Here is a 21,028-nt window from a genome sequence, read left to right as displayed (position 1 = left end):
TTTACATACGTAATGTATCTTACGTTTGTAAACAAATCAACGCGGCCGGATGAGAGAACTGCTCGCAGCAGATGCGTCGCACTCAGAGATAGGCGCGCGTCCAGCGGTCGAGCCGTGCGTAGGCCTCCCGCCGCGCTTCCGGACGCGAGAGGAAGACGTCGTGCAGCGCGCCCGGGATGCGCTCGATGGTCACCGAGGTGCCGAGGTTGAGCGCGGCTTTGGCGACCTCGTCGACGGCGAGCACGGTATCGGCCGCCGCGAGTTCTTCCGTCCACTTGTTCGGCATCGCGCTCCGGGTGGACAGCAGCACACACACGGGCACTGTCAGGTCGAGCCCCTTGTCGACCTCGCGATGCCCATCGAGCACAGCGTCGAGCCAGCCCATCGTCGGCGGCGGAGCCTCCGCCGGACGCCAATGCGGGTTCGGTTCCGTCGGGTCAGCGGCATCCGCGGATTCCTGCTGTGCGCGCCAGTAGAAGCCGAGGTCGATCGTGGGCACGACCGGTTCGCGCGGCCTGAGCCTCGCCCCGAGGTCGAGCGCCGGGGCGATGGCCGCGCGTCCGAGCCTGCCGAACTGGAACTCGAGCCACGGCGAGTTCAGGATGATCGAGTGCGCGACGCCCGGGTTCCGCGCGGCCCACAGGCTCAGCACGAGGCCCCCGGTCGAATGTCCGACGAGCACCAGTCTCCGCCCGTCCCGTCCGCCCATGTGCGCGAGCGCCGCGGATATCTCCTCGTCGTAGGTGCGCAGATCCCGGATGTAGCCGGGCATCTGCCCGTCGCGCAGGCTGCGGCCGTAGCGGCGCAGGTCGAGCGCGTAGAAGTGCGCACCCCTGTCGGTGAAGAACGTGCCCAGCCTGCGCTGGAAGAAGTAGTCGCTCCAGCCGTGCACGTACAGCACGTCGACGTCGTGCAGAGCCGGTCTGCGGAACAGCCGCCGCCTCGGGCGGCGACGCACGAGGGTCGCGACGATCTCGCCCGGCTCGTCCGGGTCCTCCGGAGCCATCGGGAGAGTGAGCTGCTCGTATCCGCCGCCGAGGACATCAGGAACCCAATCCTCAGCGTTCTTCATGCGTTTCAGAGTAGCGCGGCCGAATATCGCGGTGCGCACAGCCCCGCGGCAGCTTCGACTGGTATCGTATGTGGAGCGCGCCGATCGGTGCGCGTCGTCGCGTCTTCATCGAGCACCCGCATTCGCGGTACTACACGCTCAGCGACTATCGCGGCGAACGGATCCGGCATCCGCCGAGTTCGCCACCCCTCCCGCCTCGCCGCGCTCGAGAGCGCCGCCGCGCGGGTCGTTCGAAAGAGAACCAGACCACAGTGTCAGCAGATTCCCCCACGTTCGCCGATCTCGGCGTCCCCTCCCGCCTCGTCGACGTCCTCGTCGCCGACGGCCGCCCGACCGCCTTCCCGATTCAGGAGGCGACCCTGCCGTCGACCCTCGCGGGGCGCGACGTGCTCGGCCGAGGCAAAACAGGCTCGGGCAAGACCCTTGCGTTCGCTATCCCGATGGTCGCGCGGATCGCCGAGGCGGGCTCCGCTCGTCGCGGCGGCATGCCTTCCGGGCTGATCCTCGCGCCGACGCGCGAGCTCGCCACCCAGATCGCACGCGTCGTAGAGCCGCTCGCGCAGGCCGTCGGCCTGAAGACCACGACAGTCTTCGGCGGCGTATCGCAGCGCCCGCAGGAGACCGCGCTGCGCGGCGGCGCCGACATCGTCGTCGCCTGCCCCGGCCGCCTCGAGGACCTCATCTCGCAGAAGATCGTCTCGCTCGAGCGCGTCACCGTGACGGTCCTCGACGAGGCCGATCACATGGCCGACCTCGGCTTCCTCCCCGGCGTCACACGCCTGCTGTCGCAGACACCGGGCGGCGGTCAGCGACTTTTCTTCTCCGCCACGCTCGACAACGGCATCGACAAGCTGGTGCGCCGCTTCCTGAACGAGCCGGTGCACCACTCCGTCGATTCGGCCGAGTCGCCGGTCTCCGCGATGACGCATCATGTGTTCGAAGCGGGGTCGACCGAGGCGAAGACCGAGATCGTGCGCACGCTCGCGTCGGGCACGGCCCGCCGACTCCTGTTCACCCGCACGAAGCACCAGGCGAAGAAGCTGGCTCGTCAGCTGACGTCGAAGGGCATCCCGGCAGTCGACCTGCACGGCAACCTGTCGCAGAATGCGCGCGACCGCAACCTCAGCGACTTCTCGTCCGGCCGGGTGCGCGTGCTGGTGGCGACCGACGTCGCCGCTCGCGGTGTGCACGTCGACGACATCGAGCTGGTCGTGCACGTCGACCCGCCGGCCGAGCACAAGGCGTACCTGCACCGCTCCGGCCGCACCGCCCGCGCCGGCTCGTCGGGCGACGTCGCGACGATCATGCTCTCGAGCCAGCGGCAGGACACCAAGCAGCTGCTGCGCCGCGCGAACATTCAGGTGACGCCGCAGCTGGTGACGGCGTCACATCCCGCAGTCTCTGCTCTCGTCGGCGACGCGGCGGAGTTCGTCGCTCCCGGCGCCGGCCTGCCGGGAGCAGGCAACCCGCCGGCGCCAGGCGCCTCGGGCGGCGGCACCTCACAGGGTGCGAATGCGCGCCGCAAGCGCGAGAATCGCGGTGGCCAGGGTGGTCGCGGAGGTCAGGGCGGACGCGGAGGCCAGGGCGGACGCGGCAGGGACACTGCCGGACAGGGCGAGTCGGGTCAGGGCGGTCGCCGACGCGGCGGTCAGGGCTCCGGCGGCCAGCGCTCCGGCGGGAACAGCCGTTCCGCGACGACCTACTCGACGTCGACCGGCGGCGGCTCGCAGCCCGCGCGGCAGGGGGGCCAGCGCCGCACCCGCCGCGCAGCCTCGCCGCAGGGCTGACACCCCACGACGCAGAACGCGCTCGTCCTCTTACCGAGGGCGGGCGCGTTCTGCGTCTGTGCCGATGCACGACGCAGTCGTTCCGAGCCGTCGGTCACGGCCGAATCCCGCAACCGCGCGATTCGGCGCAACGCGACCCGCCGAATCGACTGCGTTGTGTCAGCGCAGGTCTACTCGCCGCGCGAGATCTTCACCATCTCGTCGCGCGGCACGACCTTGATCCGCTCGCGACCCTGCGGTTCGCCGAGGCCGACCTCGTGCTCGTCGAGGCGGTGCCAGCCGCCGAGGTCGGTCCACTTCACGCCGCGCGAGGCGAGCAGCTCAGGAATCGCTGACTCTTCCGGCGCCTCGGGTTGCCACCACGAGCCCTGGTCGTTGACCAGGTGCTGCACCGTCTCCATCGCGTCGGACTTGGTGTGCCCGATCAGACCGACAGGGCCGCGCTTGATCCATCCGGTCGCGTACATGCCTGGCATGATGTCGTTCGAGTTCTCCGAGAGCACCTGGCCCTCGTGGTTCGGGATCACGCCGTGGCGCGAGTCGAACGGCACGCCGTCGAGCGGGGAGCCGAAGTAGCCGACGGCCCGGTAGAACTGCCCCATCGGCACTTCGCGCAGCTCGCCCGTGCCCTCGAGACCGCCATGCCCATCCGGCCGGGTGCGCTCGTAGACCAGCGAGGTGAGGTTCCCTTCCTCGTCGGTCCTCAGCTCCACCGGATTGGCCCAGAAGTGCAGGTGCAGCCGACGCGAGGCCTCGCCGCCCGCATTGTTCGCGCCTGGACGCTGGCGCCAGGACTGCAGCACGCGGTCGATCACCTTGACCTGCTTGTTCGACGCGATCGCGTCGAGCGAGGCCTGGTCGTAGTCGAAGTCCTCGTCGTAGACGACCATGTCGACGTCGCGCAGCTCGCCGAGTTCGCGCAGCTCGAGCGGCGTGAACTTCACCTGCGCGGGACCGCGGCGCCCGAACACGTGCACGTCGGTGACGGGCGAGGCCTCGAGCACCTCGTAGACGTTCTGCGGCACCTCGGTCGACAGCAGGTCTTCGGCGTGCTTCGCGAGGATGCGCGAGACGTCGAGGGCGACGTTGCCGTTGCCGAGCACACCGACGGACTCCGCATTCAGCTCCCACGTGCGCGGCACATCCGGATGCCCGTCGAACCAGCTCACGAAGTCGGCGGCGCCGTACGAGCCGTCGGCGTCGATGCCCTGAATGCTCAACGAGGCGTCGCGCACGGCGCCGGTGGCGAAGATGACCGCGTTGTAGTGGCGCTTCAGGTCGTCGAGGGTGATGTCATCGCCGAAGCGGACGTTGCCGAAGAGGCGGATGTCTCCGCGGTCGAGCACGCCGCGCAGCGCATTGATCACGCCCTTGATGCGCGGGTGGTCGGGAGCGACGCCGTAGCGGACGAGACCGTACGGGGCCGGCAGGTGCTCGAACAGGTCGATCGACACATCGAACGAGCGCTCCAGTTTGAGCAGGATGTCTGCCGCGTAGATTCCCGCGGGACCCGCTCCGACGATTGCCAGCCTCAGCTTGGTCATGGATGTCCTCTCACTTGAGATGTCACCGCTGCGGCGGTGAGGAAGAATCAGCTGTTGCGGTCGACGAGCGTGCCGGCGAACCGGGTCAGCGCCTCGCGCACCCCGCCGCGGGGCAGCGGCACGAGCGCCGCGGTCGCCTCGTTCGCCCACGAGGCCGCCAGTTCACGGGTGCGCGCCGTGACGATGTGGTCGCGCAGGGCGTCGACGCCGTCGTCGAGGATCGCGGGGTCGGCACCGTCGGAGATCCGTGCGACGCCGTCGTCGATGCGCGCCTTCAGTGCGGGGTCCGCTTCGCCCAGCAGCAGGTAGGGCATCGTCGGCACCCCGGCGCGCAGGTCGGTGCCGGGCACCTTGCCCGTCTCGGCGGGGTCGGCGGACAGGTCGATCACATCGTCCATCAGCTGGAACGCGACGCCGACCTTCTCGCCGAAGGTCCGCAGCGGCTGATGGAACTTCTCATCCGCACCGGAGAACAGCGCACCAGCCTGTGCCGCGGCCGCGATCAGCGATCCCGTCTTGTCGCTGAGCACCCTGATGTAGAACTCGATCGGATCATCCGTCTCGCCCGCACCGATGGTCTCGTGCATCTGGCCGAGCACGAGCCGCTCGAATGTCTCAGCCTGCAGTTTCATGGCCTCGGGGCCGAGCTCCGCCATCAGCACGCTGGCGCGCGAGAACAGCACGTCTCCTGTGAGGATGGCGATGCTGTTGCCCCAGACGGCGTGTGCGCTGGCGACGCCGCGTCGGCGGTCCGCCTCGTCCATGACGTCGTCGTGGTACAGCGAGCCGAGGTGAGTCAGCTCGAGTGCTCGGGCAGCTTTGACGACCCCGTCCGTCGCACCGTCGCCCAGCTGGGACGAGAGCATCGCGAGCATCGGACGCACCCGCTTGCCGCCGGCCTCATACAGATAGCGGGCGGTCGCATCGACGAGCTCGTCGGTGGAGTGGAGATCGCTTCCGAGCTGTTCCTCGACGCGTTCGAGGCCCGCCTCGATCTTTCCGACGAGGCGGCGCGCTGCTGGGGTCGCGAAAACACGGTCGTTGAGACCGAAACGGCTCGCCAGGCGCGAGCCCGAAACCTGAGGGCCCGAAGTCACCATGCCAGCCTACAAGGCGCCGACCCGTGCGAGATCCGCCCGTGGGCTGATCTCAGCGGCCGCGACGTACATCCGGAGGATGGTGCGCGCGCTCACTCCGGCTTGGTCGCTCTGTGCAGCGCCACGAGACCGAAGGTGAGGTTGCGGTGGGCGACGTCCGTCCATCCGGCCTCGCGCATCCATCCGGCGAGCGCACGCTGGTCGGGCCACGCCGCGATCGACTCGTTCAGGTAGTCGTATGCGTCGCCATTCGAGCCGACGAGGCGCGCGACGACGGGCAGCACGCGCGAGTTGTAGACGCGATAGAGACCCCGGATGAGCCGGTTCGGCGGGGTGGAGAACTCGTTGATCACCACGCGGCCGCCCGGTTTGGCGACTCGGAGGAACTCGGTGAGCGCCCGTTTCGGGTCGTCGACGTTTCGCAGGCCGTACGACATCGTGACGGCGTCGAAGGAGGCGTCGTCGAACGGCAGGTCCGTGGCGTCGGCATGCACGAACTCGAGGTTCCGGACGTCGCCGTGCCTGCGCCTGCCCTCGGCGAGCATGCCGGGAGAGAAGTCGGCCGCGACGACGTGCGCACCCTCGCGGGCGAGCGATGCCGAGGACTTCGCCGTGCCCGCTGCGATGTCGAGGACGCGCTCGCCCGGCTGCGGGTCGACGGCTCGCGTGGTGGCGCGACGCCATGCCGCATCGAGTCCGAAGGTCATAGCGACGTTGGTCGCGTCGTACCGGTCGGCGACCTGGTCGAACATTCCGCTCACGCGCTGGGGATCCTTGCCGAGATCCGCGCGATTTGGCTCAGCGTTCATCCGTTCGAGACTATCCGGGTTGATGCGCGGGGCGCGACCGCGGCACCTCGGGCAGCTCGTCGAGCACGTTCAGCCAATGGTCAGGCGCGACGGCGTCGAAGGGCGGCTCGTATGCGGCGACGCGGCGCTCGAGATCGCCTGCGGTCCGCTCGAGCGCCGAGATCACGTCGGCGGGGTACGCGTACAGCTCGCGGTGCTCCTCCCATTCGTCCTCGTCGTCGATGAAGACGGTGCCGTCAACGCGGCGCACCACGTCGAGGTCCATATCGATCGCGGTCGGCCTGCCGTCGTGCCAGCGCACGTCCCACGCGATGTCGATGTAGATGCGGGTGCGCTGGGGGGCGGCGTTCACGGTGAGCACGTAATCGGTGCGACCCGCCGGCATCAGCGCGACGCTCGCCGAGGTGAGCAGCATGTCTCGCCCCGGACGGAATGAGCGCCATCCGACGCGCTGGCCGAGCCAGTCGCCCCAGCTGTCGCTGCCGAGGTACACGCACTCGTGCTCCCAGTGCGGCGAGCCGTCCCATTTGCGCCACTGGAAGGACACCTTCGTACCAGGTTGGGGAACGGACATGCACCGAGCCTACGCGTTCCGCCCAGGCTGCCGAGATGCGCATCCTTCCTCGAGATGCGCACATTCGGACGCGGTTCTGTCCAAAAGATGCGCATCTCGACGGCGGGCGGCAGGCTTTCAGCGGGCCGGAATATGGTGGTCTCGTGACGACTGATGAGCGCCTCTCCCTGCCGAAGCTCGTCGCGACGACGCGCGAGGTCCCACCGCTGGACGACCCGCTGCTGCATGCCTCCGCCGGAGACCCCCTCGCGTGGATCCGGCGCGGCGACGGCATCGTCGGCGCCGGACCCGAGCTGCTCCGCCTCGACATCGGCGAGGACGGCCGGATGGAGGCTCTCACGGATATCTGGCGCGCGATCGTGCAGGCCACCGACGTCGACGACGACGTGCAGCTGCCCGGCACGGGCCTGGTGGCGTTCGGCGCCTTCGCCTTCGACGAGGCCTCCGATGCGCCGAGCACGCTGATCGTCCCCTCGACGGTGATAGGCCGGCGCGGCGGCAGGCACTGGATCACCCGGATCACCCGATCCGAGGGCGCAGACGTTCCTGATGTCGACGAGGCGGACTATGGTCCGCAGTGGTCGGCGACGCTGGGCCCCGGCAGGATGGACCCCGCGGCGCACGGCGACGCGGTGCGCGACGTGCTGCGCAGGATCGCCGATGGCGAAGCGGAGAAGGTCGTGATCGCGCGCGACATCTCCGGCACCGTTCCCGCGGGCGCCGACCTCCGCCGCCTCGTCCGCGAGCTCGCTCACGGCTATCCCGACACCTGGACCTTCGCTGTCGACGGGCTGATCGGTGCGAGCCCGGAGACGCTCGTGACGGTGTCGGGCGGCACCGTCACAGCGCGCGTCCTGGCCGGGACGATCCCCCGCGGCGCCGACGCCGACGAGGACACGGCACTGTCGGTCGAGCTCGCCAAGAGCGACAAGAACGTCGAGGAGCATGCGTTCGCCGTCGCCAGCGTGCTGGAGTCGCTGCGCCCGTACACGGCGACCCTCGAAGCGTCGGAGACGCCCTCGCTGCTCCGGCTGCCGAACCTGTGGCACCTTGCCACCGACGTCACCGGCACCCTGTCGAACGGCGCCTCCGCGCTGAACCTGGTGCGCGCGCTGCACCCGACCGCCGCGGTCGGCGGCACGCCGCGGGAGGCCGCGGTGCGCATCATCCGCGACGTCGAACCCTTCGATCGCGGCAGGTACGCCGGGCCCGTCGGCTGGATCGACGGCAACGGCGACGGCGAGTGGGCGATCGCGCTGCGCTGCGCGCAGTTCGGCGAGGCCGGCGGCACCGCATCGGCCGGAGACGACGAAGGCGATGACCCGGCCGCCGCCGATTGGTCGCTCGGCGCGAATGCGACGCGCCGCGTCACTGCGCACGCCGGCGGCGGCATCGTCTCAGGCAGCGTGCCGGAGTCGGAGCTCGACGAGACCCGCGTCAAGTTCCGCCCCATCGTCGACGCCCTGGCATAGCGACTGCGCCCGGTGCGGCTGCGCGGCTCGGCAGTACGGCCGCCCGACCGCGCGCAACACAGCAGATTGCGCATTCCCACACACTCCACGACGCAATGCGTGTTGGGTTGTGCGCGTCGTGTTGCCGAATGCGCGCCGTCCGGCCGCGACGCACGGTTCGACCAAAGGGCTCGGGGTCAGGACACCAGTGCCCGAGCAGCCACGGTGAGCCAGCGTGCCGGGTCGGCGATGGCGGCATCGGATGAGCCCGCCAGGTCGGTGAGGCTCGCGGCGCCGGCGAACGCCGACGTGTCAGCGTCGTCCGCGATGCGGCCGGCGACCAGCGCAACGGGAACGCCGACCTCGCGCGCCGACGCGGCGACGTGCGACGGCACCTTGCCTGCGGCGGACTGGCCGTCGAAGGATCCTTCCCCCGTGATGACCAGGTCGGCTCCGGCGATCGCCTCGCGCAGCCCGATCAACTCGGCCACGCGCTCGGCGCCGTTGGTCAGCAGGGCACCCCAGGCGAGCAGTCCGTAGCCTGCCCCTCCCGCGGCACCTGCGCCCGGCTCATCCGGGTCGGCGTCTCGTGCGCCGGATGCCGCCTCACCCTGAGCGGCGTGCATCCGCTCGACGAGGTTCGCCAGCGCCGCGTCGACGGGTGCGGGGTCAGTCAGCCCCTTCTGCGCCCCGAACACCGCGGCAGCGCCTCGCGCGCCGAGCAGCGGGTTCGTCACATCGGTGAGCACCTGCGCCCCGGCATCCGGGAGCGCACGCAGCCGGGCGAGATCGACCTTCCGGATGTCGCTGAGTCCCTCGGCCCCTGGAGCGACTGCCATGTCGAACTCGTCGGTGAAGCGCGCACCCAGCGCGGTGAGCATCCCGACGCCGCCGTCGGTCGATGCGCTCGATCCGATGCCGAGCACGAGACGCGACACCCCGTGGTCGAGCGCCTTCGCGATCGCCTGTCCGAAGCCCAGCGTCGACGCCTGCCATGGGCGCAGCCCGCCGGTGAGCAGTTCGATCCCGGATGTCGAGGCCAGCTCGACCACACCCGTCCCCTGGGGCGCGTCGTCGGTGGGCGGCAGCCACACCCACTCGGCGTCGACGGGGAACGACGCCGGCCCGGTCACCTTGACCGGAGTGCGGCGGGCGCCCTGCACCGTCTGCGCGATCGCTTCGAGGGTTCCCTCTCCCCCGTCGGCCATCGGCATCCGGATGATCTCGACGCCGTCGCCCAGACCGGCGGCCAGTGCGGCGACCACCTCTGGGGCCGTCGCCGTCCCCTTGAAGCTGTCAGGGGCGATGACGATGCGGCGAGGTGAGCTCATGCGTCCATTCTGGCGCTTCCATCACAACTCCTCATTTCTGGCACATCTCCGGGTGGGCGCACCACCGGAGATGTGCCAGAAATGAGGAATCGGGCGGGTGGGAGTCACCGCGGCAGGGGCACCTCGATCAGTCGCATGCCGTCCGTCTGCGCCAGCGCCGCGGCGAGCGCCGCCGGCGAGTCGGCGCGGGCGTACTCCCAGCCGTACGCGGCTGCCAGGTGCTCAAGCGACACCGACTGCGGCGTGTACTGCACACGGTCCATGGCCGCCGGTCCCGCGACCTGCGCCACCTCGAGCCCGTCGAAGATCGAGCCGCCGCCGTCGTTTCCGACGATCACCTGGATGCGCGGCGACCGCTCGCTCTCCGGAATCAGGAGCGCACCGACATCGTGCAGGAACGCCAGGTCACCGAGCAGCACGCGGGTGACGCCTCCGGCGGCCCCGTCCTCCTGCGTCGCTTCGACACCGCTCGCGGCACCCGGATCGCGCCCGTCCTGGCTGGCGAGCGCGATGCCGAGCCCGGTCGCGATGGTGCCGTCGATGCCCGCGAGACCGCGGTTGGCGTGCACCCGGACGTCGCGGGGCGGCAGCGTGTCGTCGGCCACGCGGACGAGGCGGCTCGACCCGAACATCAGGCGATCGTCCGTGCCGCTGGCCCGCCACACCGCCGCGACGAGTCCCTCACGGTCGATGGTGTCGACCGTGTTCGGCGTCGTCGCGGCGGGAGCGGCGCTGCCAGCAGAATGTCTTGCCGAGCCTGCATCGGTCGCCGATGCGCCCTCTCCACGCTTCTCCCCTGGTGCATCGTCATTGCACGGCGCACTCAAGCGCTCCCCTGATGCGATCCGAGCCTCGTCCGCCTCACTTTGCACGCCAGCGTCGCCACTCGCTGCAGCGTCAGCGTGCCCCTCCGACCAGCGGACCCACGCGGCGGCCCAGGCATCGTCCGGTTCACCGGACCCGACAGCGATGCCGGATGCCTGACGGGTCGCGCCGTTCAGATCGAGCGGCTCACCGCCGCGCCTGACGGCGACGACCTCGACATCGTCGCGGGAGAGCAACGACGTCTCCTCGCGATTCAGCGTCGGATGCCCGAACACGACGACGCGCTCGATCCTCCCGCCCAGGTCGCGCTCCCGCAGCGCGAACCGGTAGGCGGCCGCGGGAAGAATGCCGCGCCGCGCATCGCTGACGACCTCCGCCAGCAGCGGCCATTCGCCTTCCTCGGCGCATGTGATCGCATCTGCCCCCGCGTCGGCGCCGGCGAGCACGACAGTGCGCGGACCGCGGCTGAGCAGTGTCGGTGCGAGCGCACCCGTCGACTGCGCCGCGGCTTCTGCTCGCACAGCCTCGGCATCGAGGAACTCCCCGAAACCGGTGGGCAGCGGACCCGCCAAAGGCTCTCGGAACGGCAGATTGAGCTGGGCCGGACCGGCAACGCAAAGGCTCGAAGACGGCGCGGCGATCGACATGTCGCCGCTCAGGTTCGCGGGGCCCGGCGCCCCGTCACCGTGCAACGACCGGGCAACGCGCTCCTGTTGCGCGGGCCCCGAGCCCGGCTCATCGTGGACGAGGTCGGCCCATCCGAACCAGCCGACCTTTGCCCCCTCGAACGCCGCAAGGAACGCGTCGACCGCCAGCGACCGGAACTCTCCCGCTTCACCGTCGTGTCCATCCGGAACCGGGGCGTCCGCCATGAAGCGCACCGCACCGCCGAAGATGCCGACCTGCTCGGTGGACTGATTCGCGCCGACGCCGCGCAGCTCGGGCGGCCGGTCGGCGGTCAGCAGCAGCAACGGCACCCCCGCGTGGTGCGCCTCGAGAACCGCTGGCAGGTAGTTCGCCACGGCGGTTCCGGATGTGCACACCAGCACGGCAGGAACGCCCGTATCCCGTCCGATGCCGAGCGCGATGAAAGCGGCGGCTCGTTCGTCGATGCGCACGTGCATCCGGATCGCGCCCTGCCGCTCCAGCTCGGCCGCCGCGAGTGCAAGCGCCTGCGACCTCGATCCGGGGCTGACCACGACGTGTCGGACGCCGAGCGCCACGAGTGCCTCCAACACCGCGGCTGCCGCGCCGGTGGCCGGGCTGGGAACCATCCTGTCGATTCCTGTGTCCGGTGCCTCAGCCGCGGGCATCCGGGCGGCCGTTCGGCCCGTCGCCCGCTCCGCGCGAGTCGGCGTCCCCGGACTCGTCCGGGTCATCCCCGCGGTCCTTCGGCGAGTCGTCCTCCTCGCCATCGCCTTCGCCCTCGTCGTCCTCTTCCTCGTCGAGCTGGCGAAGTTCCTCTTCGAGCTGACGGATCCGCTCGTCGGATTCCTTCGCAGCGGCTTCGCGCAGGAATGTGGGGTCGTCGTCCGGGGCGTCGGGCACCTTGAAGGTCTCGGCTGAGCCGCGGGAGCGGCCGATGATCCACCACAGGATGCCGCCGATGACCGGAACGCAGGTGATGACGACCCACGCCGCTTTCGGCGCACCGCGGTGGCGCGTCGCGGGCTGCACGGCGCAGTCGATGATGCTGATCACCGTGAATACGACCGCGGCGACCGCGCCGATCAAGAGAAGTCGGGCCATACCTCCAGCCTACGCCGCACAGCTATGTGCAGGCGGAGCGAGCGCCCAGGGGACCCACGGCATGCGCCATCTTTGTCCGGATCAGCGACCGCAACAGCACATCTCGGCAACTGGTGATCGCTGATCAGGGAGAGTCGAGTCGAGGGAACGTCGCCGGCGTGTGACCGAGAGTGGTCTCGACGGTCTCGGTCTGCTCATCCCTGCCCGTGAGACGAGCGATGGCCTCCTCGAACTGGCGCGAGAGCGCTTCGGCGGCGGCCTCGCCATCACCCGATGCGATCGCGTCCACGAGTTCGCGATAGGTCGATGAGACGGAACGCCGCACCTGATAGCCATCGCTCGCGCTCAGACTCGCGATGCGCGTCTCAGCGAGCAGTGTGTCGATGCGCGCGGAGAGCCGCGGGCTGCCGACCAACCGCACCAGCTCGCGATGGAACGCGATGTCGGCATCGCCGATCGGCACGGCTTCGTCTCCCTCGCTGACGGCGACCAGCCTGGCCAGGCAGGCTTCCAGTTCTGCGGTCTGCACCCGCTCAGGACGCTGCGCGAGTCGACGCGCCGCATGCGCCTCGACCGCGAGCCTGGCTTCGTACAGATCGGACACCTCATCCGGGCCGATCCGGCGCACGCGCATACCGCGACCGGGATGCGAGACGAGCAGTCCCTCCTGCACGAGGCGCTGGGCGGCCTCTCGCAGCGGCCCCCGGCTGACACCGAGCTGCGCGGCGATCTCGACCTCGCCGATGGGTCCGCCGACCGGCAGATCGCCTGCGAGTATCGCCTTGCGCAGCTCGACGGCGACCAGGTGGACTGTAGACATCCGCTCGAGGGCGACCATGGAGCGCTGGGCGCCGACGACCGGGGGCTTGGGCACGTCGCTCCTCCTCTCGCTCAGCAGTTCTCGCATACGTCCAATTCTCGCACCGCACTGATCGGGTCCGATTGTTCACATTGGCGTAACTACCGGTTGTGTAGGCTTCCTAAATTGTAGACAATCGGACACACCGGCACACCCCATGTCGTATCAGCAGCAAATTGGGTAGCGTGTCGAAACGTCCGCACCACCAAGCCCGCCGCACAGCGACGGGCACGGAAGGGAGACTCCCGTGCAGTCCTTCAGCACCAAGAATCACCGCCGACGCGCGATCATCGCCGTCGGATCAGCAATCGCCCTGTCCGCCTCACTCGCCGCGTGCACCAGCACCAACGACGACACCGGCGGCGGCGGCGAAGGCGAGGGCACGTCACACCTCGCAGCCCTGCAGGAGGCCGGCAGCATCAACCTCGGCTTCTTCGGCGAAGTGCCCTACTCCTACGAGGACGACAGCGGCGAGCTCACCGGTGCCACCATCGCGCTCGGCAAGGAGATCTACGGCGAGCTCGGCATCGGCACGGTCGAAGGCACGCAGGTCGAGTGGAACGCTCTGATCCCCGGCGTGCAGGCCGAGCGCTTCGACGCGGTCAGCGCAGGTATGTCGATCACGCCCGAGCGCTGCGAGCAGGCCGCGTTCGCCGAACCGACCATCATGTACACCACGGCGTTCCTGGTCCCGGAAGGGAACCCGGAGGGCCTGACCGACTGGCAGTCGATCGAAGGCGGTGACGTCACGGTCGCCGTGACTCAGGGCGCGATCGAGGCCGGCTACGCCGAAGAGACCGACGTCGACTCCATCGAGGTTCCCGACCGTCAGGCCGGTCTCGACGCGGTCGTCTCCGGCCGCGCCGACGCCTATGCGCTGACCGGCATCTCGCTGCGCGCACTCGCGGACCAGACGGATGAGGCGGTCGAGGCCACCGAGGCGTTCGTCGCCACCATCAACGACGAGCCGCAGATCGGCGCGGGCGCGGAGGTCTTCCGCCAGGAGGACACCGAGCTTCTCGAGGCCTACAACGAGCAGCTCGCCGAGTACCGCACCGACCCTGCGAAGTGGCTCAGCGTCATGGAGCCCTTCGGCTTCAGCGAGGTCGAGATGCCGCCGGCCGAGATGACGGCTGAACAGCTCTGCGACCCCGACCAGGACCTCTCCGACCTCGCGGACGAGTTGGGCATGGACTTCTGACCCCATGTCCGATGATCTCCAGACACTCGTCGACCGGCTTCCGGAACTCGGCAGCAGTGTTCTCGTAACTCTGGAGATGACGCTCGGCGGCGCGGCCCTGGCCATCATCGTCGCCGTGCTGCTCGGATTCGGCTCGCGCACCCGCTCACTGTGGGTGCGCGGGCCGTCGCGCGTCATCGTGGAGTTCTTCCGGGGAACCTCACTCGTGGTCCAGTTCTTCTGGATCTTCTACGTGCTCCCCCAGCTCGGCTACAAGCTGGAGCCGCTCCTCGTCGCGATCATCGCCCTCGGGCTCAACTACGGCGCCTACGCCGCGGAGGTCGTGCGCGGTTCGATCGCTTCCGTGTCGACGAGCCAGTGGGAGGCGACGAAGGCTCTCAACATGAGCTGGTTCCACAGCGTGCGGCGCGTGATCTTCCCACAGGCGTGGGCGCTCATGATCCCCATGCTGGCGAATCTGCTCATCCAGCTGCTGAAGGGCTCAGCGCTGGCCTACTACATCACTCTCTACGACGTGAACTGGTGGACGTCCGAGCTGCGCAAGGACACCGCAGACACCTTCTTCAGCTACACGGCGGGCCTTCTGGTCTACTTCGTGATCGCCTACGCGCTCACCTGGGGGATGAACGTCCTCGAAGAGCGCGCCAAGCGCCGCCTCGGTCGGGGCACCCGACCCACTCTGCGTGAGACGTTGGGCCTGAAGCCGGCCACCAACCCGCGGCTGGCGAATATTGCGGGCGCTCCCGCCGGAGGAGGGGGTGGCGCATGAGCGACATCTGGGACTGGGAGAAGGCCTGGGACGTCCTCCCCAAGCTGCTCGAGGGCCTCGTCATCACGGTCGCAGCGACCGTGCTCGGGATGGTCATCGCATCGATCCTCGGCCTCGTGCTGGCGATGGCGATGCGTACGCCGACCCGGTGGGTGACCGCCCCGTTGAAGCTCGTCATCGACTTCATCCGGATGACGCCGCTGCTGGTGCAGCTGGTGTTCGTCTATCTGCTCTCGCCGCCATGGCTGCCCCCGTTCACCATCGGTTTCATCGTGCTCGGCATCCATTACGCGACGTACATGTCCGAGGTGTACCGCGCTGGCATCGAGGCGGTGCCGAAGGGCCAGTGGGAAGCCGCGACGGCACTGAACATGTCGCGCGGGCGCACCTGGGGTGCCGTGATCCTGCCACAGGCGATTCGCAAGACGCTGCCGGGCCTGGGGAACTACGCGATCTCGATGTTCAAGGAGACACCGTTCCTGTTCGCGATCACAGTCGTGGAGATGTACGCGGCGGCCCAGAGCTTCGGCGCCAACACGTTCTCCTACACGGAGGCGCTGACGATGGTCGGCCTGCTCTTCCTCGTAGTGAGCTACCCGACATCGCTCCTGGTGCGCCGGATGGAGATCCGCTTTGCCTGAACCGACCCGTTCCACAGGAAGTCAGAGTATGACCACGAATCAGGGTGACGTACCCGCCATCGAGTTCAAGGATGTCGTCAAGAGGTTCGGAGACAACACCGTCCTGGACAACCTCAACTTCTCGGTCCCGCAGGGTCAGCGCGTCACGCTGATCGGCCCATCCGGATCAGGCAAGACGACGATCCTACGACTGCTCATGACGCTGGAGGAGCTCAGCGGCGGCCTCATGCTCATCGACGGTGAGCCCTACACCCACGAGTACAAGGGTGAGAAGTGGGTGGCCGTCTCCGAGAAGCGGCGGCGCGTCGTGCGCAAGCGCGTGGGCATGGTGTTCCAGCAGTTCAATCTGTTCCCGAACATGACGGTGCTGGAGAACATCATCGAGGCGCCGGTGCATGTGCTCGAGAAGTCGAAGGACGAGGCCGTCTCGCGCGCCGAGGAGCTGCTCGAGCAGGTCGGCATGACCGAGAAGCGCGACTTCAAGACGAACCAGCTCTCCGGAGGCCAGCAGCAGCGCGTGGCGATCGCCCGCGCGCTGGCGATGGACCCGGAGATCCTGCTGCTCGACGAGGTCACATCGGCACTCGACCCGGAGATCGTCGCTGACGTGCTGGAGGTGCTGCGCGAGATCGCACGCACCACCGACATCACGATGCTCCTGGTCACGCATGAGATGCAGTTCGCGCGCGAGGTCTCGAACCGCGTGCTGATGTTCGATCAGGGTCGGATCATCGAAGAAGCCGACCCGGAGACGATGTTCACGAACCCGACGCACGAGCGGACCAAGGAGTTCCTCAAGGCCGTCCTAGGAGGCTGACCGCCTCCTCTCGCGCCATCGTCCGCGCAGGGCTCGCGAGATGCGCACTTCTCGCCGAGATGGGCACGTTCGAACGTGTTCTCGTGACAAAGGTGCGCATCTCGCGCACACCGTGCTGTCACACAGGCGCGGTTCGTAGCATAGGGATGTGAAGTTCGTCCTCTACGCCGTCGCCCGCATCGCCTTCTTCCTGGTGCCGTTCGGCCTCATGATGCTGATGCCGATCTTCCAGAACCTGTGGTGGCTCGCGGCGATCTTCTCCGCGCTGATCGGACTGAGCCTGTCGATCATCTTCCTGCGCAAGCCCCTCACCGACGTCACCACCGGCATGGCCGAACGTCGCGAACAGCGCGCGTCCGCCACCCGCGCCGAGCGCGAGCGCGAGGAGGAGGACGCCATCGAGGACGCCGCCAACGACGCGGCGGGCGACGACCGGGCCTGACCTGCTCTGATCATCCGGATCACAGGCTCCGGATGATGTGAGCCGTCGTTGGCGCAGGGCGCGCACACGCGCCGGGTCGTCAGACGACGAATGCCACCGCGAGCAGTGCGGCGTAGGCGAGCGAGCCCAGCGACGTCAGCGCCAGGGCGGGAACCAGCTCGCCCGGCTTGCCGTAGGACCACACGATCACCAGTGCGGGACCGAGCAGCAGCAGCGACAGCAGACCCAGCCACGCGAGCGGATAGGCGATGAACGCCATCCAGACGAGGATCGCGATGCCCAGCACGATGAACATCGTGTAGAGGATCTTCGTGCCGAGCCGGCCGATCAGCACCGTGAGGGTGCGCTTGCCGACGACGCGATCCTGATCGATGTCGCGCAGGTTGTTCGCAAGCAGCACGGCGCAGGCCAGGAAGCCCGCGGCGACGGCGCCGAACCATGCCTCCTGCGGCAGGCTCAGCGCCTGCACCCACGTGGTGCCGAGCGTGGCGACGAGCCCGAAGAAGACGAACACGAAGATCTCGCCGAGCGCGTTGTACCCGTACGGGCGCTTGCCGCCCGTGTAGAACCACGCGGCGACGATGCACACCGCACCCACGGCGATCAGCCACCACTGCTGCGTGCGGATCGTGATCGCCAGGCCAGCCACCGCGGCGATGCCGAAGAAGATCAGCGCCGCAGTGAGCACCGCCTTCGGAGACACTCGGCCGCTCGCAGTGAGGCGCGCGGGCCCGACGCGGTTGTCATCGGTGCCCCGGATGCCGTCGCTGTAGTCGTTGGCGAAGTTCACGCCGATCTGCAGGGCGACCGCGACCGTGAGACAGGCCAGCGCGATCACCCAGTGGAAGAGGTGATCGGCATCGGCGCGCACGGCGGCGCCCGTGCCGATCAGCACCGGTGCGACCGCCAGCGGCAGCGTGCGCAGACGCGCGGCACCGATCCAGTCGCCCACCGTCACCGGCTTCGGCGGCGGCACCTCCGCGCTGCCGCGCTTGGCTGGATTCCCGCTGACGTTCCGCTGCTGCTTCACTCTCGCCACGGAGAGGATTCTACGTCGGCTGACCTTTGCTCCCCGTGAACCTCCGGCACGCGCCTACCGATTCGCCAGGTCGGCGAGTGCGCGGCGATCCGGCTTGCCGCTCGCCAGACGCGGGATCGAGCGCACTTCGACCACGCGGGTGGGCCGTGCGGGCTTCCCCACGGCCTGTTCGACAGCCTCCCTGGCCGATTCGAGCAATCGCTCGACACCTTCCGGTTCGGCGACGACCAGCACGGGCGTCTCGCCCCACTTCTCGTGCGGAGCGCCGACGATCACGGCGTCCTCGAGCCCCGGCACGTCGTGCACAGCGCGCTCGACGCGGTCGAGCGAGACGTTGATGCCGCCGGAGACGATGACGTTGTCGAGGCGACCCGTGACGGTGAGCACGCCGTCATCGATCATTCCTGCGTCGCCCGTTCGGTACCAGCGGTTGCCGTCCCAATCGGTGACGAACGCGTTCGCCGTGCGCTCCGGGTCACCCAGGTAGCCGTCGGCGAGGGTGGGGCCGGAGATCCGGATCTCGCCGTCGACCACGTCGATGCTCGTCTCTCCCAGCGGCACGCCGTCGTAGACGCAGCCGCCGCTCGTCTCCGTCGATCCGTAGGTGCGCACCACGTTGGCACCGACCGCTGCGGCCCGCTCGCGCAGGTTCGCGGGCACGGACTGCCCGCCGACGAGGATCGTGTCGAAGGATTCCAGCGCCCTGCGCACGTCGGGCGACTCCTCCGCCGCCTGCACCAGCAGTTGCAGCTGCGCCGGCACCAGCGACGTGAACGTCGGCACCCGCTCCCCCGCCTCATAGGAACGCATGCCCGTTGCGGCATGAACGAAACCTGCTGGCGTGAACGATCCGGAGAGGACCGCGGGGTCACGCCCCGCGACGAGCGCGCGCACCATGACCTGGATTCCACCGATGTAACCGCCTGCGAGCGGCAGGAGCCAATGCCCCGTCCCGATGCGCGCGGCTGTCGCCATGGCAGAAGAGGTCAGCGCCGAACGCGACAGCAGGACGGACTTCGGTGTGCCGGTCGATCCGGATGTCGTCAGCACGACGGCCGTGCCTGCGGGAACGGAGGTTGGAAGCCCGTCGGCCTCCCCCACTGCGACGGCGGGTCCTGCCCCGAGAACGGCGCCGCGGAGGGCCCTCAGCACATCGCGCGGTTCACTTCCCTCTGCGCGCTTCAGCCTCATCGCGAGCACCCCTCAGAGCGCTCGTTCGTATCGTCGTACTCCGATCTGCGTGACACTCTGTGTCGCCTCCGTCGGCCGAATCAGTAGTGGTACGGAAAGCCCGACCAATCGGGCTCCCGCTTCTGAAGAAACGAGTCGCGGCCTTCGACCGCTTCATCTGTGCCGTATGCGAGCCGGGTGGTCTCGCCGGCGAAGAGCTGCATTCCGACCATACCGTCGTCCGCGGCGTTGAAGGCATACTTCAGCATCCGGATGGCCGTGGGCGACTTGGTGAGGATGGTCCTGGCCATTCCGATGGCCTCGCGCTCGAGGTCGTCGTGGTCGACGACGCGGTTCACAGCGCCCATCTCGTAGGCGCGCTGCGCCGAGTACTCCTCGGCGAGGAAGAACACCTCGCGCGCGAGCTTCTGCCCGATCTGCTTCGCGTAGTACGCCGAGCCGTAGCCGGCGTCGAACGAACCGACGTCCGCATCGGTCTGCTTGAACCGGCCGTGCTCGCGCGATGCGATCGTGAGGTCGCAGACAGCGTGCAGCGAATGCCCACCGCCCGCCGCCCAACCGGGCACCACCGCGATGACGACCTTCGGCATGAACCGGATGAGCCGCTGCACCTCGAGGATGTGCAGCCTGCCCGCGCGGGCCGGGTCGGTCACAGCGGTGTCGTCGTCGGAGTACTTGTAGCCGTCGCGGCCCCGGATGCGCTGATCGCCTCCCGAGCAGAACGCCCAGCCGCCGTCCTTCGGGCTCGGACCGTTGCCGGTGAGCAGCACGGCGCCGATCTTCGGGTCCGTGCGCGCGATCTCGAGCGCACGATACAGCTCGTCGACGGTGCTCGGCCGGAACGCGTTGCGCACCTCGGGCCGATCGAACGCGATCCGCATGATGCGTCCATCCGGAGAGACGTGCGACGTGATGTCGCGGTAGTCCTCGGCCCCGGGCGCAGTCACCCAGACATCCGGATCGAACAGGTCGGAGACGTTGTCGCTTGCCACGCCCCCACCCTACGCCCGCGTCAGTTCTTGCTGTCGCGCCAGACGAGTGCGCGCTCGACCGCGGCGAAGTCGGGTTCGGGGCCCCCGATCGGGATCGTGAACAGCCTCACACCGGCGTCGTAGAGCGCCTCGGTGTGGTCGTCGTCCTGGCGGATCTGGTTCGACAGCACGAGCTCCGATACGTCGACGCCGTCGGTGTCGGCCCAGCGCGCGATGATGTCGAGCTTGCGCTGCAGGTCGTCGGAACCGACGAAGCTGTGCCAGATGTCGGCGTGGCGGGCGACCAGACGCAGCGTCTTCTTCTCACCGGCTCCGCCGATCAGCACGGGGATGTCGCGTGTGGGGCGCGGGTTCAGCTTCGCCCACCGCGCCTCGATGCGCGGCAGCGCCTCAGCGAGGTCGTCCAGACGCGATCCTGCCGTGCCGAATTCGTAGCCGTACTCGTCGTAGTCCCGCTCGAACCAACCGGAACCGGTGCCGAAGATGAATCGGCCCTCGCCGCCCTTCGCGGAGATGTGGTCGATCGTGCGGGCCATGTCGGCCTGCAGGTCGGGGTTGCGGTACGAATTGCAGTTCACCAGCGCGCCGAGCTCGACGCGTTCGGTCTGCTCGGCCCACGCGGCCAGGTTGGTCCACGACTCGAAGTGTGTGCCGTCGGGATCTCCGGACAGCGGGAAGAAGTGGTCCCAGTTGAACAGGATGTCGACGCCCATCTCCTCGAGCCGGCGCGCGGCATCGCGGATCCCGAAGTAGCCGGAGTGGTGCTGTGGCTGGACCTGCACGCCAAGGCGCACGGGGATGTCTGTCTGCGGCATGCCCCCAGGCTACGACGCCTGCG

General features: G+C 68.9%; 20 protein-coding genes. 7 read left to right on the top strand and 13 right to left on the bottom strand.

The window, feature by feature from the left end; genetic code table 11:
- Positions 1-82: 82 nt before the first annotated feature.
- The gene (locus tag DZG09_RS06310) at positions 83-1,072 is read right to left on the bottom strand and encodes an alpha/beta hydrolase (protein ID WP_119696772.1); all 990 of its coding nucleotides are present in this window, start codon (positions 1,070-1,072) and stop codon (positions 83-85) included.
- Positions 1,073-1,323: 251 nt separating this feature from the next.
- Here DZG09_RS06310 and DZG09_RS06305 point away from each other — a divergent pair, with 251 nt between their 5' ends.
- Positions 1,324-2,859, top strand: a complete 1,536-nt coding sequence (locus tag DZG09_RS06305; RefSeq protein WP_240423740.1) for a DEAD/DEAH box helicase — start codon at positions 1,324-1,326, stop codon at positions 2,857-2,859.
- 170 nt (positions 2,860-3,029) lie between these two features.
- On the opposite strand, the gene DZG09_RS06300 is transcribed toward DZG09_RS06305, so the two are convergent.
- The 4 genes from DZG09_RS06300 to DZG09_RS06285 form a co-directional block, all read right to left on the bottom strand.
- Positions 3,030-4,403: a ferredoxin--NADP reductase domain-containing protein gene (locus tag DZG09_RS06300; protein ID WP_119696770.1), complete on the bottom strand. Its 1,374-nt coding sequence runs from the start codon at positions 4,401-4,403 to the stop codon at positions 3,030-3,032.
- 47 nt (positions 4,404-4,450) lie between these two features.
- Positions 4,451-5,503 (bottom strand): polyprenyl synthetase family protein, encoded by a 1,053-nt coding sequence (locus DZG09_RS06295; protein ID WP_119696769.1) that lies wholly within the window; start codon positions 5,501-5,503, stop codon positions 4,451-4,453.
- Positions 5,504-5,592: 89 nt separating this feature from the next.
- Positions 5,593-6,309, bottom strand: a complete 717-nt coding sequence (gene ubiE, locus DZG09_RS06290; RefSeq protein ID WP_119696768.1) for a bifunctional demethylmenaquinone methyltransferase/2-methoxy-6-polyprenyl-1,4-benzoquinol methylase UbiE — start codon at positions 6,307-6,309, stop codon at positions 5,593-5,595.
- A 10-nt stretch (positions 6,310-6,319) separates the two neighbouring features.
- Entirely contained in the window at positions 6,320-6,883 is a 564-nt protein-coding gene (locus tag DZG09_RS06285; protein WP_119696767.1) for a DUF402 domain-containing protein, read from the bottom strand.
- A 143-nt stretch (positions 6,884-7,026) separates the two neighbouring features.
- Here DZG09_RS06285 and DZG09_RS06280 point away from each other — a divergent pair, with 143 nt between their 5' ends.
- On the top strand, positions 7,027-8,355 hold the full coding sequence (locus DZG09_RS06280; RefSeq protein WP_240423738.1) for an isochorismate synthase: 1,329 nt from the start codon (positions 7,027-7,029) through the stop codon (positions 8,353-8,355).
- Between the two features lie 176 nt (positions 8,356-8,531).
- Here the strand turns inward: DZG09_RS06280 and DZG09_RS06275 are convergent, their stop codons facing one another.
- The 4 genes from DZG09_RS06275 to DZG09_RS06260 all read right to left on the bottom strand — a co-directional run bounded on the left by DZG09_RS06275 (position 8,532) and on the right by DZG09_RS06260 (position 13,113).
- Complete coding sequence (locus DZG09_RS06275; RefSeq protein WP_119696765.1) at positions 8,532-9,665, bottom strand: glycerate kinase; 1,134 nt, start codon at positions 9,663-9,665, stop codon at positions 8,532-8,534.
- A gap of 104 nt (positions 9,666-9,769) precedes the next feature.
- Positions 9,770-11,764 carry a thiamine pyrophosphate-binding protein gene (locus tag DZG09_RS06270; RefSeq protein WP_119697428.1) on the bottom strand — a complete coding sequence of 665 codons (1,995 nt, stop codon included), beginning with the start codon at positions 11,762-11,764 and terminating at the stop codon, positions 9,770-9,772.
- 25 nt (positions 11,765-11,789) lie between these two features.
- Positions 11,790-12,239 carry a PLD nuclease N-terminal domain-containing protein gene (locus tag DZG09_RS06265; RefSeq protein ID WP_119696764.1) on the bottom strand — a complete coding sequence of 150 codons (450 nt, stop codon included), beginning with the start codon at positions 12,237-12,239 and terminating at the stop codon, positions 11,790-11,792.
- Between the two features lie 124 nt (positions 12,240-12,363).
- On the bottom strand, positions 12,364-13,113 hold the full coding sequence (locus DZG09_RS06260) for a GntR family transcriptional regulator (protein ID WP_162893185.1): 750 nt from the start codon (positions 13,111-13,113) through the stop codon (positions 12,364-12,366).
- 232 nt (positions 13,114-13,345) lie between these two features.
- Here DZG09_RS06260 and ehuB point away from each other — a divergent pair, with 232 nt between their 5' ends.
- The 5 genes from ehuB to DZG09_RS06235 all read left to right on the top strand — a co-directional run bounded on the left by ehuB (position 13,346) and on the right by DZG09_RS06235 (position 16,968).
- Positions 13,346-14,299, top strand: a complete 954-nt coding sequence (gene ehuB / locus DZG09_RS06255) for an ectoine/hydroxyectoine ABC transporter substrate-binding protein EhuB (RefSeq protein ID WP_119696762.1) — start codon at positions 13,346-13,348, stop codon at positions 14,297-14,299.
- A 4-nt stretch (positions 14,300-14,303) separates the two neighbouring features.
- Positions 14,304-15,068 carry an ectoine/hydroxyectoine ABC transporter permease subunit EhuC gene (ehuC, locus tag DZG09_RS06250; protein ID WP_119696761.1) on the top strand — a complete coding sequence of 255 codons (765 nt, stop codon included), beginning with the start codon at positions 14,304-14,306 and terminating at the stop codon, positions 15,066-15,068.
- Complete coding sequence (ehuD, locus tag DZG09_RS06245) at positions 15,065-15,709, top strand: ectoine/hydroxyectoine ABC transporter permease subunit EhuD (protein ID WP_119696760.1); 645 nt, start codon at positions 15,065-15,067, stop codon at positions 15,707-15,709. The genes ehuC and ehuD overlap by 4 nt, the downstream gene beginning before the upstream one ends.
- Before the next feature lie 28 nt (positions 15,710-15,737).
- Positions 15,738-16,526 carry an amino acid ABC transporter ATP-binding protein gene (locus DZG09_RS06240; protein ID WP_119696759.1) on the top strand — a complete coding sequence of 263 codons (789 nt, stop codon included), beginning with the start codon at positions 15,738-15,740 and terminating at the stop codon, positions 16,524-16,526.
- Between the two features lie 148 nt (positions 16,527-16,674).
- A complete protein-coding gene (locus DZG09_RS06235) occupies positions 16,675-16,968 on the top strand; it encodes a DUF4229 domain-containing protein (protein WP_119696758.1) in 294 nt (97 codons plus the stop codon).
- Positions 16,969-17,047: 79 nt separating this feature from the next.
- Here DZG09_RS06235 and DZG09_RS06230 read toward each other — a convergent pair whose 3' ends face one another.
- The 4 genes from DZG09_RS06230 to DZG09_RS06215 form a co-directional block, all read right to left on the bottom strand.
- Entirely contained in the window at positions 17,048-18,007 is a 960-nt protein-coding gene (locus tag DZG09_RS06230; RefSeq protein ID WP_420845878.1) for a 1,4-dihydroxy-2-naphthoate polyprenyltransferase, read from the bottom strand.
- 54 nt (positions 18,008-18,061) lie between these two features.
- On the bottom strand, positions 18,062-19,198 hold the full coding sequence (locus DZG09_RS06225) for an AMP-binding protein (RefSeq protein WP_119697427.1): 1,137 nt from the start codon (positions 19,196-19,198) through the stop codon (positions 18,062-18,064).
- An 80-nt stretch (positions 19,199-19,278) separates the two neighbouring features.
- Complete coding sequence (locus DZG09_RS06220) at positions 19,279-20,190, bottom strand: 1,4-dihydroxy-2-naphthoyl-CoA synthase (protein WP_119696756.1); 912 nt, start codon at positions 20,188-20,190, stop codon at positions 19,279-19,281.
- A 20-nt stretch (positions 20,191-20,210) separates the two neighbouring features.
- Entirely contained in the window at positions 20,211-21,005 is a 795-nt protein-coding gene (locus tag DZG09_RS06215) for an LLM class F420-dependent oxidoreductase (RefSeq protein WP_119696755.1), read from the bottom strand.
- Positions 21,006-21,028 lie beyond the last annotated feature (23 nt).

The organism is Microbacterium halotolerans (genome assembly GCF_003569805.1).
Taxonomy (GTDB): Bacteria; Actinomycetota; Actinomycetes; order Actinomycetales; family Microbacteriaceae; genus Microbacterium; species Microbacterium halotolerans.
Note: the sequence above shows the minus strand (reverse complement) of the source record. Positions and strands in the feature narration are given on the sequence as shown.